Origin of the sequence: Eubacterium sp. An3 (assembly GCF_002159465.1) — a bacterium.
Classification (GTDB): Bacteria; Bacillota; Clostridia; order Lachnospirales; family Lachnospiraceae; genus Anaerobutyricum; species Anaerobutyricum stercoris.
The window spans coordinates 1-14,774 of sequence record NZ_NFIR01000047.1; the positions used below are offsets into that span (position 1 = coordinate 1).

A 14,774-nucleotide genomic window follows, 5' to 3' on the forward strand; every position below is an offset into this window, starting at 1 on the left:
TCCCGCAAGGTAGCCACTGCATGGCACACGCTTGGCTTTGACACCTCCATGTGCCGGGCCACATCTACGGAGCGTACCATACCGAGTTTCTTTTGGAGAACAAGGATGGTTTCCAGATAGTCCTCCCCGGACGCATGAAGTTTCATCTGAACCTCCTTTACTGAGCCAGTTTCCAGCCTATGGCCTCCTGTCTGGCCGATACAAAGTCGGCATATAGGCCCTTCTGCCGGATCAGCTCTGCATGAGTGCCGCGCTGGACGATATGGGCATTGTCCAGCACAAGGATCTGGTCGGCGTTCCGAACAGTTTTCAGCCGGTGGGCAATCATGATGATGGTTTTGTCGTGGGTCAACGCCTCAATAGCCCGCTGCAATTCATCCTCGTTCTCCGGGTCAACGCTGCTTGTTGCTTCGTCCAAAATGATGATGGGCGCATTTTTCAGCATGGCGCGGGCGATGGAAATACGCTGTTTCTCACCGCCGGACAAAGTACCGCCGCCCTCGCCAATCACAGTGTCATAACCCTCCGTCAGAGCGGAAATAAAGTCATGGCAGCAAGCCTTTTTCGCCGCCTCAACCACCTGCTCATGGGTGGCGTCCGGGCAGCCAAACTTGATATTGTTCTCAATCGTATCAGCAAAGAGGTACACGCTCTGAAACACCATCGAGATATTCTTCATCAGGCTGTCCAGTTTGAAATCCCGTACATCCGTACCTCCTATGGTAATCTTCCCGGCGTTCACATCCCAAAAGCGGGCAATCAGGTTGCACATCGTTGTCTTACCTGCCCCGGAAGGGCCTACAATGGCCGTAGTCGTTTTTTCGGGAATGGTAAAGCTGACCTGATCCAATATCTTGCGGTCTGCGTAGGAAAAATCCACCTTGTCAAACACGATCTCGCTGGACTTCGGCGTAATGTTAGTGCCTTTCTCGTCCATCACCGGCGTGTCATCAATGGAGTTTGCCGTATCCATCGAGGCCGCCAGCATTTGCAGCAGAGAAGCCATGTTCCCGGCGTTTTCCAAATCGTTGAACACCATGAAAGAAGCGATTACCAAAATCAGGCCGTAGGCCAGCGGCAGAGAGCCATCCAGCCAGAACCAGACCGAGGCCAGCAACAGCAGGACGCTGAACACCCGGACAACCACTTGCTTAATAGCGTCATAGGGAACGCTGGCTTTTGTCAATTTCAGGTTATCCCGGCAGCTTGCCTGTATAGCGTTTCCAATGGATTGTGTGCTGTCCCGTTCAAGGCCAAATGCTTTGACAATCCCCATGCCCTGAATGTACTCCAACACGGACTCCACAAGGGACTCCTGCGTGTGCTGGCGCACCGAGCTTAGGGCCGCAGACTTGCGGAGGGCCAGTTCCGCCGCTGCAAGATAAAGAAGGACACCGACAGCAGCCACAAGCCCGATCCGCCAGTCGAATATCAGCAGGACAATGACAAGAGCCACCGAGTTGAAAAATCCACCCAGTACAGACACCAGGACACGAGCCGCCGAGTTTTCTACATCGTCCAAAGTCGTTGTGACAATGGCGGTAATGTTCCCGATACTATTCTTGTTGAAGTAGCCCATCGGGATATAGCGAAGCCGATCTCCGATGTGGATACGCTTTTCCGCTACCATGCAATAGCCGGTTTCCGTTTGCTCCATCGTGGAAAAGTAGGTCGTGATGATACGCCCGATGAGGGATACCGCCATAATTCCCAACGAGATCCAGACAATGCTTCCGTCCCGGTTGTCAGATACCAGCGCACCAATCACTACAAAGAGGGCGGCAAACTGCATGGCTGAAAACAGCCCGGACAGGAACGCAAACAACAGGGATTTTTTCAAAAGCCCCTTTTTACTGCCTGCAAAAGCAAAGATTTTTTTCAATGTTCCATACATCTGACAACACCCCCTTACATCTGGTCTTTCGCGCCGATATGCGCCTGCCACATATCCCGGTAGAGGGGGCAGGTTTCCAACAGTTTCTCATGCGTACCCTGTGCGTGGACGGTTCCATCCTTCACAACAACGATGTTGTCCGCACCAACAATGGTAGACAGCCGGTGTGCAATCACAATCAGGGTCTTGCCGACAGTTAAAGCGGAAATGGCTTTCTGTACCAGCGCCTCGTTCTCGGGGTCAATGTAGGCTGTTGCCTCGTCTAAAATGACAACCGGCGCATTTTTCAGCATGGCGCGGGCGATGGCAATACGCTGGCGCTCCCCGCCGGAAAGGTGGGAACCGGCGCTGCCGACAATCGTATCGTAGCCATAGTCCAGCTTGCGGATAAAGGTATCGCAACCGCTTTGTTTGGCGGCCTGTTCTACCTCCGCGTCTGTGGCGCTGGGCTTTCCCATACGGATGTTTTCCCTGATACTGCGGTTAAAAAGATAGTTGTCCTGGGACACATAGGAAATCTGGTCTGAAATTTCGGACAGCGGAATATCTTTCAGTTCATAACCTCCGAGGGTAATGCTGCCGGATGTAACATCCCAATACCCGGCAATCAGTTTTGCCACCGTAGATTTACCGGAGCCGGACGGCCCCACAAGGGCGGTCATGGTTCCGGGGCGGATGGTAAGGCTCACATCATGTAAAACCTCTGTTGTCCCGTCATAGGAAAAAGACACAGACCTAAGAGAAATGCCGGTGTCTGCCAGCTTGACCGGCGTATCCTTATGGTTCAGTTCTTCAGCGTTCAAAAGCTGACTGATTTCTTCCACATTTGTCCCCAATACGGCCAAATCGTCCGTAAAGGTAAAGGCCGCGATAATCGGCCCAATCAGTCCCAGTGAAAAAATTACGATAGACAGGAAGGCGGAAAGTTCCAGGCTGCCGGAGAGCCAGAACGCGAAGCCGCAGGGTAGCACACAAATCAGCACCGAGGGCAGAATGGCGTTGTAGGCGCTCATGGTTTTCTGGTTTTCTCTCATCCAGTCCACATAGTAGTTAGCGTTATAGTTTACTGCGTCAGAATATTTTTTGTAGGAACCGGCGGATTGACTAAACGCTTTGACTACCTCAATCCCACCAATGTACTCTACAATGGCGTTTGCCATCTGCTTTCCTGCTTTGACCGCGCCCTCCCATTTGACGGGATAATTCTTCATGCCAGCAGACATAACAGCAAGTCCCACCACCAGCGTGACAAGGGACAGGAGAGCCATGCGCCAGTCCACGACGAATAGATATACAACAATCACCAAAGGCACCAGCACATTTGCAGTCATTTCCGGGATCAGGTGCGCGAAGGTCGATTCCATGCCTTCTACCCGGTCAACAATCGTCGTTTTATACTGGCCGGACGGAGTATCTAAAATCGTCCCCATCGGGACACGGGCCAGTTTAGTGGTGATATTCTCCCGTAAATCGCGCAGTGTGTAATAGGTCGCTGTGTGGGAAATCGTTGTAGAAAGGCAGGAAAACAGCACCTTTCCAAAGTAACCACACAATGCAATAATGCCAGCGGTCACATATCGGGAAAAGTTCTGCTCCCCAGACAACATCATCGTGACAATATGCGCCACACAGAAATAGGGCACCATCTGGCAGGCCACGCCTAATACCGCAAGAGCAATGCTGCCGATGAATTTCCCGTGATAGGGTTTGCCCCATCCCCATAAGACACCTATGGGTGACTCTTTCTTTTCTTCTTTCATTTTACAGATACCCCCTTTATGAAATAGTTTCTGATTTTTTCAAGACCCGCCTCATCCATTTGGAATTGGTCAATGATGGAACCGTTCTCAAAATGGACAATATCCGTACAACAGTCTAATATTAACTCAAGATCATGAGTAATGACATACACGGTAATACCCGTGTCCCTGACTTGTCGCAGGACATTTGCAACCTCCTTCATGTGCTTATAATCAAGGCCGCTGGTCGGTTCATCAAAAAATAAGATAGAGCGTTTAGAAGCGATTGCCGAGGCAATCGCTACCCGCTGTTTTTGGCCGCCGGAAAGGGACATGGGGTGTCTGTCCTTGAAGCCTATCAAATCTAACTTGGCAAGGATTTCTTCTGCTTGTTCTTGATTTTCCTCCTCCATACTGATTAAAACTTCATCCAATACCGTTTCCGTAAAAAGCTGATGATTGACTTCCTGCATTACCATATAACAAGTATTTAACCTATCTTTAGGTCGATAAGTTCTGCCGTTCCAGATAACTTCACCACAACGCTTTTCCAAACCGCAGAAACATCGGGAGAAAGTGGATTTCCCGGCTCCATTATTCCCGATAATACCTACGATACGATTTGCAGGGATTTCACATTCACGAATGTGAAGTGTTTCTGGTTCATTTTTGTATGCAAAGCAAAAGTTATGAAGTTCCATTTGTTCTCTGGCCGGCGGCAATGCTTTAGGCGGCAGCAAATCTTCAAGAATAAAGGTGCGTAGCCCTAAATTGACTCTCTGCTGCTCCGTCAGGCGCTCAAACTCTGCTGCGGAGTAATCCTTTTCCACTTTCCCGGCGGTAATATAAATAAAACGATCTGCAAGGCCGCGCAGATAGTAGAGTCGGTGTTCCGATACGATAACCGTTTTCCCTTGCGACTTCCAAAAGGCAAGCGTGGCTCTCAAATCAAGAATAGAAGAAGCGTCAAGATTGGATGATGGTTCATCCATGACAAGTACATCCGGTTCCATAATTGATACACCGGCACAGGCGATTTTCTGTTTTTCTCCGCCGGAAAGATGGAAAATATTGCGCCCCATCAGTTTCTCTAAACGAAAATCCCGGACGGTTTTTTCTAATCGTTCCCGAATACTTTGCTCCGGCTGGCCGAGATTTTCACATCCGAATGTAATTTCACTGGTCGTATCTACATTAAAAAATTGAGAGCGTGGATTTTGAAATACGCTGCCAACCGTTTTCGCAGTATCATAAAGGGGCTGCTCCGAAACTTTTGCCCTGTTCACCCACACTTCTCCGTTCATTTTTCCTTCATAGTAGTGCGGAATTAGGCCGTTAATTAGTCGGGTAATTGTCGTTTTCCCGCAGCCACTTTCGCCACAAAGCACGATAAATTGGCCATCTTCTATGTTCAGGTTTATATCCTGAACCCCACCGGCACTCTCATTTTCTTCTCCATAAGAGAAGGTCACATGGTCGATCCGTATCACAGGCTCACCTCCTCAAAAAGCAATTTGCTGCTGCAATAAAAATAAAACAAAACAGATGATACAGAACAAGATTGCAACCACATCTTGAAAATGAAAACCGATCTGACATACATTTGTGCGTCTAACGGGGGCACCCAGCCCCCGGGTCAACGCAGCAGCAGATAGTTCATCGCCAATCTTCACAACGGATACCATCAATGGAACAAGCCTGTATTCTACCATCAGAAAAGGATTTTTTCCGCCAAAACGGATGTTCCGCATTTTCATTGCGTCCCGGATTGCCTGATATTCTTCGCTGATTGTAGGGAAAAAGCAGAAAATCACAGACATAGGAATGACGATTTTTTCTGTAATGTGCATACGCTCCATTGCGCCGATAAATTCACTGACCGAAGTCGATGAAATCAAATAGGCTCCCGTCATGATGCCAGGTGCAAACCGTGTCATGATAGATGTAATCGCAAGCACAATAAAAGAAAGCAGGCCGCTCAATGTTGTAAGGGCTATCCGTTCTAACACAAAACAAGCCACATATAATAGCAAATACTTTCCTGCCGTTTTGAAACGACGCTCCGATAAAATCAACATAAAAGGCACAAGGCTTAAACAGGGCTTGACAATATTCATAATTCCTTCGTTGCTGGTGCTGAACATCAGTGTCGTAATCGTCAACAATAGGACGAGCTTTGTGCGAGGGTCAAGCAATATCCCTTTTCTATTTTCGGTTGTTGCAGAGAATGATACCCCGTTCATTACACAATTCCCGCTTTAGCAAAATGCTTTTTCAGAAGCGCCTTACCCAAAAGACCGCCCAAAATTGCAAAGACAAAAATTCCGGCGATTACCAGAACAATGCTCCACATGGGCATGACAGCCATTACCCGATCAGCGTATTCCTCACCGAAGCTGGCCGCAAAACTGGCCCAGGAGTCCTCTACCATGAAATACATGGGAATGTATGTACCAACCATCCAAAGACTGAATACCGCATAACCAATCAGGCTCTTTTTGGCACTTTTATAACCACCAGATTTCAAAATCAAATCCCCCAGTAAGCCAAAGATTACGCCCATGGGTACGCCCCAGAACCCCATTCCGGTCAACCCCATCAGCAAACCACTTAAAATCCCCATTATCGTAACCATGCCGAATTTCTTCACTCTTGTCAGGAACAGCATGAAAGGAATACCTGTAATCAAAGACCACAGGGCACCGAGGATCGGTAGAAAGATGGGTACAAACCCAATAGGGATGGCGACACAGCAGCCAATCACGAAGTAGAGAACGGTGAACAGACCCAGGTTAATCAGGTCCTTTGCTTGTAACTTGTTGCTCATAACGAATACCTCCATTCATTTACTGGTTAGATAATGCTAACACAGAACAGAATATCAGATGTTCTTACGTTTCTCTACGACCTATCAGCTTTTTGGCTCCAAACAGCAACGAGTTTTTCCATTGACCAGATCATCCAGCTTGACTATAATATAAAAGTAGCCTTTGACAACCGATCCTCATTCATACTAAAGGAGTTCCATATGAAAATTGATGATATTCTGAAAAAGTGTATTGAAATCCCCGGTATATCAATAAAAAGCAGTGAAACCAGTACAGAACTTCTTTTCAAGAGTACATCCGGAAAAGGGTCCATGACTTTCTACTCTCTTTTTCCGGGTTTTAACCTGGCATATATTTTTGTTAATTCTCCCATATGGCCTGCACCGGATTTCCATGAAAATGGCTCCAATGCAACAGGACCTCTTTTATTCAATTATTGTGTTACAGGACGCTGTGAAATTGTCCTTAATAACGGAAACTATGTTTATCTTAAAGACAATGATCTGTCTTTCACGGAACATTTTGCTCAGAATCAATATCAGTATCCCCGACACATTTATGAAGGGCTGGAATTTTTTATTGATCTTACAACGATCGCAAATGAAAACACATGGTTGCTGCGGGAATTTGGCATTGACTTTCATCAGATTGTAAAGCATTACTGTCCGGAAGAAAGCACCTACATATCCCCGGCCCCTGCAGAAGCAGAAACTATTTTAAAAAAACTTTGGGAGCTTTTTGATTTACCAGACTCTGTTGCTGTCACCCAGATGAAGATCTATTCTCTGGCGCTGTTTTCATATTTACAAAATCTTGATAACCTTCCTCCTTCACAGGCATGTACATTTTTTACAGAAACACAGGTAGATATTGCGAAGCAGGTGGAAAAAATCATCACTTCCGACCTGCGCCAGCACCATCCAGCATGGGAATTAGCCGCCCGCTTTTCTGTCAGTGAAACCAGCCTGAAAAATTATTTTCGTGGCGTTTATGGCCAAAACATTTCTGTATATCTGCGTGAAATACGGCTAAAAAAAGCTGCTGAATTATTTGCTTCAACCAACTTGTCTGTATCTGAAGTAGCAGAACAGGTGGGCTATATGAACCAAAGTAAGTTTGCTGCTGTATTCAAAAAGCAATATGGACAAACGCCGTTGGAATACCGCCGTTCCATACATTTAAAGCAAGGTTAAACTTATTTGTTACCCTGTTCCCATATCCTGCAGGAAAAACTTGAGCAGCCGATTTCGGCCATCGTTGTTCTCTATGGAATAACTTTCCTGAATTTGCCCGTTTTCTAAGTGAAGGACATAATTACAGCACCGTAAAATAAATTCCGGGTCATGGGTCACTACAAGCGCAGTTCTTTCAGTATCTGCCACTTGATTAACAACACTGGCAACCTGCCTCATGTGAAAAAGGTCAAGGCCGCTTGTTGGCTCATCAAATAAAATCAGGGGGCGCTCCGAAGCAATCGCAGAGGCAACTGCCACACGCTGCTTCTGGCCGCCTGATAGCCCCATCGGGTGGCAGTCCTCATAAGGCAGCAAGTCCATCTCCTTTAAGATTTCTCTTGCTCTTTGCTTATCTTCAGTTCCCATACTGAGCAGAATTTCATCCAGAACACTTTCGGTAAAAAGCTGATGGTTTACATCCTGCATAACCATATAGCAGAGTTTCAGTCGTTCTTTTCTGGAATAAATCTTGCTCCGATCCTGCACTGTCCCCTTGAAGTGCTTTTCCAATCCGCAGAGGCACCGGGCAAAGGTGGATTTTCCCGCACCGTTATGTCCGATAATAGCCGTGGCGCTGCCGGATGGGAAAGTAGTTTCCGTTATATGCAAAGTTTCCGGCTCATGCTTATAGGCAAAGGACACATTCTTTATCGTCCAAACCGCCTCATTTATTCGCCGCGGCGGCCCTTCAACTCCTGAAAGCCCTGCAAGTTCAAGAGGCCGAAGCCCCATTTCCTCTCGCTGTTTTGCTGACAGGCGGCAAAACTCCTCCGCCGTATAATCTCCTTCAATTCCTCCGTCTTTCAGATACAGAACGCGGTCAAAGAGGCCAGACAGATAGTACAGCCGGTGTTCAGAGATGATGATGGTCTTTCCTTGCGATTTCAAAGCAAAGAGAAGCTGCCGAAAATCAGCGATAGCGTATGTGTCAAGGTTGGATGATGGTTCATCCAGCACATAAACATCCGGGGAGGTAGCTGCTGCCGATCCGCAGGCGATTTTTTGTTTTTCACCCCCGGACAAAGAAAAAATACTTCTATCAAGCAGCGGCTCCAGCTTTAGCTGTGCAGCTACACGCTTTACCCGTTTGCGCACAATATCTTCAGCCATGCCGTGGTTCTCCGGGCCGAAAGCCAGTTCGCTGGTCGTGTCCACATTAAAAAACTGAGAACGCGGATTTTGAAATACAGAACCGACTTTTAGAGAAATATCAAACAGTGACAGGTCGCGGGTATCCTTTCCATCCAGATAGACGGAGCCGGTATAAGTCCCCTCATGGTAATGAGGAATAAGGCCGTTGAACAGACGGGTCATCGTTGTTTTTCCACAGCCGGAAGTTCCGCAAAGCAGGACAAAAGAACCGTCCTCAATGGTGCAGAAAATATGTTTCAAAGCGCCGACCGCCTGCTTTTCACTGTCAGGCAAACCGCTCGCTGGATAGGAAAATGACACATCCCTACATTCAATCACTTCATCACCCCCTTGTAGCCAGCACATAAATTTGTGCTGCGAAGGCACCGAGACAGATCAGCAGAAAAAGAATGTCTTGCACATGAAAGCCCAGCTTACAGATATTTGTCCGCTTCACAGGGCCGCCCAAGCCCCGTGTGAGAGCTGCCTGAGAGAGTTCCTCACCAATTTTGACGGAGCAGATCATCATGGGGACAATCCGATACTCTAAAATCGCGCCGGCTTTTCCGCCGCCAAAGCGGACGCCACGCATCCGCATGGCGTCCCCGATGGCGCTCCATTCTTCTGCAACCGTAGGGAAGAAACGAAACATCACGGACATGGGAATAGTGATTTGCTGCGGCAGATGGAGCCGTTCCATTGCCGCGACAAATTCACTGACCGTTGTTGTTGTCACAACGAAATATCCCATAACCACACCGGGTGTAAATCTCAGCAGGATACCAACGATGGCTACTGCAATATAGTTTGCCACACCGGTCAGGCAGGACAGGCCAAACATTTCCAGGCACAAGCTGCCCCCAAAAATCAGGATATAGAGAACAGCGCCTTTCCATTTCCTGGCCGCTAACAAAAGCAGCAGAGGGATGGCCGCCAGCACGATGATGTAATACTGCATGATACCTTCATACGAACCGCCTAAAATAAAAACGGATATGGTAATCAGTACCGCCAGTTTTGTCCGGGGGTCTAATAAAATTCCACTGTTATTTTTTTGACTTGCAAGAAGTTCGCGGCTCATTACACAATTCCCGCCCGCTCAAAGTGCTTTTTGAAAATCTTTTGTCCAATCAGGCCACCCACAAGACCGCTGACAAAAGCAGCTACCAGAAGTACCGGCAAAATCCAGTCAGGCATATAGGCCATGAGCGTGTCGGCATATTCCTGACCATAACCGGGAAGCAGGCTCTGGTAGTAAGCGTCCCGGGTCACAACGATGGGAATAAAGGCACCGATTACCCACATGGAAAAAACGCCGTGGATCAGCACTTCACGCTTAGCGTTTTTGTAGTCACAGGCTTTCATCATAAAATCGGAAATCAGGCCGAAGATCAGCCCGGTGGGAATGCACCAATAACCCATGCCGGTCAGCAGCATGATGATACCGAGCAGCACCCCGCAGATGGTAAGCATACCGAATTTTTTGATTTTGGAGAAGAACAACATCATCGGAATACCGCCCACAAGCGGCACGATCACGCTGATAAGCGGAATGAAAATCGGAATAAAACCGATGGATGCCGCCGCGAAAATGACGATAAAATAAATCGCCGTGAAAATACCGATGTTGATGAGATCCTTTCCTTGCAATTTGTTGTTCATTGCGAAACCTCCTAACATGATTGCTTTCTTAGTTAGACCTCGCTAACCAAATCTAATGGTAGCACATATCCAATTATGCTTCTATGCACATATCAGTATTTTAGGCCCGTATAGCAAGGAGTTTTTTCGCTTTGCCAGAATATCCATTGACCGGGAATTTTCTCGCCGGTATAATAATATCAACGATTTTGCGTAATGAAAGGGGCGAAGCAGTTGCGTGATATGATATACAGCATTTTGGAAAACAGCAATTCCGTTTCAGGTGTGACTTTGAAAAACAGTCCAAATAGCAGCGAACTACTATTAGATCAGGCAAATGGTAAAGGGCGCATGACATTCCATACGCTCTTTCCGGGCCTGACATTAGCTTTTATTTTTGTAAATGCTCCTGTGTGGCCGGAGTCAGAAGCCAACTCAGAGTTAAGGCCATTATTGATAAACTATTGTATTTCCGGCAGAAGTGAACTGCTTCTCGATGATGGCTCATACATTTACCTGAAGGAAAACGACTTTTGTATCAGTGGGCAGACAGCGCAGAAAGAGTACATCTTTCCCACACGGCAATATCAGGGCATAAAAATATACTTTGACCTTTCGCTCCTATTACAGTCCTGCGGCGAATTGATGAAATCTTTTTCGATTGATCTCATGCGCTTGGAAGAAAACTATTGCGCGAACCATAAAACATATATCAACGAAGCGGACAGCGAACTGGAAAATATATTTCAAAAACTCTGGCGGCTTTCGGAAAGACCGTCTGCCTTCCATTTGCAAATCTATACGCTTGAACTTATCCACCGGCTTCTCAACATGGAAATCCGGCCTCCGAAAACCTGCGGCTTCTACACGGAAACGCAAGTGGAGCTTGCAAAAAGGACAGCAAAAATTCTGTCAGATGACCTTCGCCAGCACATCCCTGTAAGGCAGATTGCAGAACGCTTTTCGGTCAGTGAAACCAGCCTGAAAAATTATTTTAGAGGCGTATATGGTCAAAATATATCTACTTGGCTGCGAGAAATCCGCATGAATGAAGCCGCCAGACTTCTCTCTGCCACAAAGCGTCCGATTGCCGAAATATCAGAGCAGGTTGGCTACTCCAATCAAGGGAAATTTGCAGCCGTATTCAAAAAACAGTTTGGACTATCGCCACTGGAATACAGGCGTTCAAAGAATTTGGAAAACGGATAAGACTAAGGCCCTCTATCTGCGCTTTCAGCTATCCATTAGTTCTAACCTCTTGCTTTCATATTGCTTTTTCATGCGGGATAAGATATACTGAATACATATCAGTTAGTTATTGCTAACCAGTTGATTTGCTTACAAGTGAAAGGGGATGTATATGAATTGGACGCGCACCATCTTGGACGGGCTCGCAATGGCGGCCTATTTTAACCTGTTCGCCGCGGCGGTGGCGCTGTATAAGCCCCGGCTGATGTTTCCCTGCTATCCGCCCGCCATCATCAAGGCGGCGGAAGAACCACCGACAAAGGCCGAAAACCGTTTTTACTGGCTTTGGATCTGCTTTGGGGAGTGGCTGCCCCTCCTCCTTTATGGTGCGGTCAGCACTGTGGAGGGCGGCACAACAGGATTCTGGCGTCTGGCCCTGACGGGGTATATCCAGTGGATGATCGTTAATGTCTGTGACCTGATTTTTCTGGACCTCTGGCTGATACAGAAAAAAGCAAAACGCCGTTTTGTCATCCCTGGAACCGAAGGGCAACCAGGCTATGAGTTTAAAGCCTGGATGAAGGGATACGCTCTGCCGGAGCATTTGCTTCAGTGGCCGCTCTTGCTGTGCCCACTCATGGCGGCGGCCCAGGCGGGATTGTGTCTGTTGTTACAAAAAATATGATAATTAAGGAGATGGTTCAAATGAAGCAAAATCAAGTTCAGCAAAAAGAAATCCGCCTTGGGACGCATGGAGAGGATTACGGGAGCTGGATGTCAAACCCTGTTTTCTATGTGGTAGGCGCCCTTTTGGCGCTGTCTGTGGTACTGGCGGTGCTGTCATTTACGGTGTTCCATATCACGGCGCTGGGTGTGGTGTTCGTGATTGCCGCAGTGATCCTGCTGGCGCTGCTCCTGTGGTGCGCTTGGATACGGCGTCAATATGCCTTTGGGGGTGGCGGTATGATGGAGCGGACCCACCTGGTCATCCTCTCCCATCTGGATTTTGACGGGCAGGGGCAGCTGCTGGAAGTGGGCTGCGGCTCCGGGCCATTATCCATCCGGGCGGCTCTCACCTGGCCGTCGGCCCAGATGGTGGGCATTGACTATTGGGGCGTAGACTTCGGCTACAACCAGGCTATGTGCGAGAAAAACGCCGCAAGCGAAGGTGTAGCCACCCGGTGCCGGTTCCAGCATGGGGACGCAAACAGGCTGGACTTCCCGGATGAGAGTTTCGACGCGGTGGTGAGCAACTATGTCTATCATAATATCATGGGTTCAGACAAGCGGACACTGCTGCTGGAAACCCTGCGGGTGCTGAAAAAGGGCGGCGTGTTCGCCCTCAACGATGAGATGAAGCCCCGCATGTACGGGGACATGGAGACCTTCGCCCAGGAGCTACGGGACATGGGGTATGAGGACGTACACATCATCGACACGGCCCAGGAGGCCTTCGGCTCCCGCCGGCGGGCGGCCATGATGATGCTGGGCGACTCCCGGATGCTGGTGGGGAGGAAATAAGGCCGGTGTATAGGCTTTCTATGACACAAACAAAACGCACCCCTTTTTGTGTACTGTTGGCTGGCCTGTATGCAGATGCTGTACTTCGGTTAGTAGTAATGAACTTAGCATAGGAGGGTGCCAATGAAATACCACATTGAGAAGAACACGATACAAGAGACGCTGGTGATCCCCTTGTACGCTCGGGCGCTGTGTACCCGGCGTTTTCCCCATCTGTTTTCCGATCCGCTGTCAGTGGAACTGTTGGAGCAGCTGGACTACGATTTCTCCGCCTTGGAACGGACGTCCGGCAGTCTGATGCAGACCTTCGGAGCTATGGAGGCGGCTATGCGCCAGAGTGATCTGGCCTGGGAGGTGCGAGACTACCTGGCTGATCATCCCCAGGCGGCTGTGGTGAACCTGGGCTGCGGACTGGATCAGACAGGCCGCTCCTGTGACAACGGGCAATGTCGCCTCTATAACATCGACCTGCCCGACGTAATGGCAGTGCGGGAAGCGTTGCTCCCTGCCGGGGAACGGGAGAAAAACCTGACCGCCGACCTAAATGACCTCTCCTGGTTCGATGCCATTGACACTCCCCTTGAAGATGGAGCTGTGTTCTTTGCCGCCGGGGTGTTCTATTACTTCCGAACAGAACAGGTGCAAGCCCTCTGCGCGGCTATGGCGGAGCGATTTCCAGGTGGACGGCTGGTATTTGACGCCGCCAGACCGACGGCAGTAAAACTGATGCTGAAAACCTGGGTCAAACAGGCGGGCATCCGGGATGTGGGGGCGTACTTCTCCGTCCGGGATGCGGAAAAAGAATTGCCTGCCTGGTCGGATCGCATCTCTGTATCCAGCCGGGGCTATATGCTGGGCTACCAGGATTTGCGGGGGCCGGGGGTTCGCTCCATCCACCGCCTTCTGGCCAGGGCTGCAGATGGGCCGCTGAAGCTGCAGATTGTGCGAATGGCGTTCCAAAAGTCCCACGGTGGTCACCGACCTGACCGGCGGGCACTTGGCATTGATGGTGCGGTTGGAACAGTATGCCGACCTGGTGACTGAATTTATTCAGGGACGCACATAATCAAGAAAGAATCAACAAGCATTTGTGGATACAGATTCGGAAGATAAATAAACCGATGGAGGAAGTACTGTTTCCTCCACCGGCTTATTTTTTGCCGTTAAGTGACAGTCATATTACTTGTTGGCATCCAACAGGTACGCCAGCTTCTTCAAACCACGCCGGATACTTGCCCACACGCGGCGGCGGTCAACACCCTCGACCTTGGCGATCTCTGCCACCGTCATATTCAAGTAAAAGCGGGCATAAATCCGCCTGGCCTGGATGGAGGGCAGCTGCATCAGTGCAGCATACACTTCTTCCCATAGCTGTTTCTGCTCCAAGGCTTCCTCCGGGGTAAGTGGCCGGACAAGCGCATCGTTTTCAATGCCATCCTCCCGGTCCAGAGAATAATGAGCCTTGTGCCGGAATTTCCGGCGCTCATAGGCTGCATCGGCCTGCTGTTGGCTCTGGATTACTGCCAGCACTTCTTCAGCCACATCCACAAAGGCATCGGTTTTATATACATCAGGATACAGGTCCCGAAGATTGATC

The 14,774-nt window shown here is 48.9% G+C and carries 14 protein-coding genes and 1 pseudogene; 5 read left to right on the forward strand and 10 right to left on the reverse strand.

What is annotated here, in order from left to right; all coding sequences use genetic code 11:
- From B5F87_RS19020 to B5F87_RS19045, 6 genes and pseudogenes are all read right to left on the reverse strand, one after another.
- Positions 1 to 146 (reverse strand): annotated as a pseudogene (locus B5F87_RS19020) (metal-dependent transcriptional regulator); the annotation flags it as partial.
- 11 nt (positions 147 to 157) lie between these two features.
- Entirely contained in the window at positions 158 to 1,894 is a 1,737-nt protein-coding gene (locus B5F87_RS19025; protein WP_087283924.1) for an ABC transporter ATP-binding protein, read from the reverse strand.
- A 14-nt stretch (positions 1,895 to 1,908) separates the two neighbouring features.
- Positions 1,909 to 3,654 carry an ABC transporter ATP-binding protein gene (locus B5F87_RS19030; protein WP_087283927.1) on the reverse strand — a complete coding sequence of 582 codons (1,746 nt, stop codon included), beginning with the start codon at positions 3,652 to 3,654 and terminating at the stop codon, positions 1,909 to 1,911.
- Positions 3,651 to 5,123 carry an energy-coupling factor ABC transporter ATP-binding protein gene (locus B5F87_RS19035; protein WP_087283929.1) on the reverse strand — a complete coding sequence of 491 codons (1,473 nt, stop codon included), beginning with the start codon at positions 5,121 to 5,123 and terminating at the stop codon, positions 3,651 to 3,653. The genes B5F87_RS19030 and B5F87_RS19035 overlap by 4 nt, the downstream gene beginning before the upstream one ends.
- A gap of 12 nt (positions 5,124 to 5,135) precedes the next feature.
- Entirely contained in the window at positions 5,136 to 5,876 is a 741-nt protein-coding gene (locus B5F87_RS19040; protein WP_087283932.1) for an energy-coupling factor transporter transmembrane component T, read from the reverse strand.
- Positions 5,876 to 6,460 (reverse strand): MptD family putative ECF transporter S component, encoded by a 585-nt coding sequence (locus B5F87_RS19045; RefSeq protein ID WP_087283935.1) that lies wholly within the window; start codon positions 6,458 to 6,460, stop codon positions 5,876 to 5,878. The genes B5F87_RS19040 and B5F87_RS19045 overlap by 1 nt, the downstream gene beginning before the upstream one ends.
- A gap of 201 nt (positions 6,461 to 6,661) precedes the next feature.
- On the opposite strand from B5F87_RS19045, the gene B5F87_RS19050 reads away from it, so the two are divergent.
- On the forward strand, positions 6,662 to 7,654 hold the full coding sequence (locus tag B5F87_RS19050; RefSeq protein WP_087283938.1) for an AraC family transcriptional regulator: 993 nt from the start codon (positions 6,662 to 6,664) through the stop codon (positions 7,652 to 7,654).
- 9 nt (positions 7,655 to 7,663) lie between these two features.
- On the opposite strand, the gene B5F87_RS19055 is transcribed toward B5F87_RS19050, so the two are convergent.
- The 3 genes from B5F87_RS19055 to B5F87_RS19065 are packed head-to-tail and all read right to left on the reverse strand — an operon-like array spanning position 7,664 to position 10,489.
- Positions 7,664 to 9,166 (reverse strand): energy-coupling factor ABC transporter ATP-binding protein, encoded by a 1,503-nt coding sequence (locus B5F87_RS19055; RefSeq protein ID WP_087283941.1) that lies wholly within the window; start codon positions 9,164 to 9,166, stop codon positions 7,664 to 7,666.
- A 4-nt stretch (positions 9,167 to 9,170) separates the two neighbouring features.
- Positions 9,171 to 9,908: an energy-coupling factor transporter transmembrane component T gene (locus B5F87_RS19060; RefSeq protein WP_087283944.1), complete on the reverse strand. Its 738-nt coding sequence runs from the start codon at positions 9,906 to 9,908 to the stop codon at positions 9,171 to 9,173.
- Positions 9,908 to 10,489 carry an MptD family putative ECF transporter S component gene (locus B5F87_RS19065; protein ID WP_087283947.1) on the reverse strand — a complete coding sequence of 194 codons (582 nt, stop codon included), beginning with the start codon at positions 10,487 to 10,489 and terminating at the stop codon, positions 9,908 to 9,910. Before B5F87_RS19065 ends, B5F87_RS19060 begins: the two co-directional genes overlap by 1 nt.
- 195 nt (positions 10,490 to 10,684) lie before the next feature.
- Between B5F87_RS19065 and B5F87_RS19070 the strand changes: the two genes are divergently transcribed.
- From B5F87_RS19070 to B5F87_RS19085, 4 genes are all read left to right on the forward strand, one after another.
- Positions 10,685 to 11,677, forward strand: coding sequence for an AraC family transcriptional regulator (locus tag B5F87_RS19070; protein WP_343215788.1), 993 nt, complete (start codon positions 10,685 to 10,687; stop codon positions 11,675 to 11,677).
- 151 nt (positions 11,678 to 11,828) lie between these two features.
- Complete coding sequence (locus B5F87_RS19075) at positions 11,829 to 12,341, forward strand: hypothetical protein (RefSeq protein ID WP_087283954.1); 513 nt, start codon at positions 11,829 to 11,831, stop codon at positions 12,339 to 12,341.
- Positions 12,342 to 12,361: 20 nt separating this feature from the next.
- The gene (locus B5F87_RS19080; RefSeq protein ID WP_087283956.1) at positions 12,362 to 13,177 is read left to right on the forward strand and encodes a methyltransferase domain-containing protein; all 816 of its coding nucleotides are present in this window, start codon (positions 12,362 to 12,364) and stop codon (positions 13,175 to 13,177) included.
- A gap of 123 nt (positions 13,178 to 13,300) precedes the next feature.
- Complete coding sequence (locus B5F87_RS19085; RefSeq protein ID WP_087283959.1) at positions 13,301 to 14,221, forward strand: class I SAM-dependent methyltransferase; 921 nt, start codon at positions 13,301 to 13,303, stop codon at positions 14,219 to 14,221.
- A gap of 135 nt (positions 14,222 to 14,356) precedes the next feature.
- Here B5F87_RS19085 and B5F87_RS19090 read toward each other — a convergent pair whose 3' ends face one another.
- Positions 14,357 to 14,773 carry a sigma factor-like helix-turn-helix DNA-binding protein gene (locus B5F87_RS19090; RefSeq protein ID WP_242964586.1) on the reverse strand — a complete coding sequence of 139 codons (417 nt, stop codon included), beginning with the start codon at positions 14,771 to 14,773 and terminating at the stop codon, positions 14,357 to 14,359.
- Position 14,774 lies beyond the last annotated feature (1 nt).

Bases quoted from the DNA above. Each gene is read 5' to 3' on its own strand.
- B5F87_RS19030 (WP_087283927.1), bottom strand. From the start codon at position 3,654: ATGAAAGAAGAAAAGAAAGAGTCACCCATAGGTGTCTTATGGGGATGG.
- B5F87_RS19070 (WP_343215788.1), top strand. From the start codon at position 10,685: ATGAAAGGGGCGAAGCAGTTGCGTGATATGATATACAGCATTTTGGAA.
- B5F87_RS19080 (WP_087283956.1), top strand. From the start codon at position 12,362: ATGAAGCAAAATCAAGTTCAGCAAAAAGAAATCCGCCTTGGGACGCAT.
- B5F87_RS19040 (WP_087283932.1), bottom strand. From the start codon at position 5,876: ATGAACGGGGTATCATTCTCTGCAACAACCGAAAATAGAAAAGGGATA.
- B5F87_RS19075 (WP_087283954.1), top strand. From the start codon at position 11,829: ATGAATTGGACGCGCACCATCTTGGACGGGCTCGCAATGGCGGCCTAT.
- B5F87_RS19025 (WP_087283924.1), bottom strand. From the start codon at position 1,894: ATGTATGGAACATTGAAAAAAATCTTTGCTTTTGCAGGCAGTAAAAAG.
- B5F87_RS19045 (WP_087283935.1), bottom strand. From the start codon at position 6,460: ATGAGCAACAAGTTACAAGCAAAGGACCTGATTAACCTGGGTCTGTTC.
- B5F87_RS19065 (WP_087283947.1), bottom strand. From the start codon at position 10,489: ATGAACAACAAATTGCAAGGAAAGGATCTCATCAACATCGGTATTTTC.
- B5F87_RS19050 (WP_087283938.1), top strand. From the start codon at position 6,662: ATGAAAATTGATGATATTCTGAAAAAGTGTATTGAAATCCCCGGTATA.
- B5F87_RS19060 (WP_087283944.1), bottom strand. From the start codon at position 9,908: ATGAGCCGCGAACTTCTTGCAAGTCAAAAAAATAACAGTGGAATTTTA.
- B5F87_RS19085 (WP_087283959.1), top strand. From the start codon at position 13,301: ATGAAATACCACATTGAGAAGAACACGATACAAGAGACGCTGGTGATC.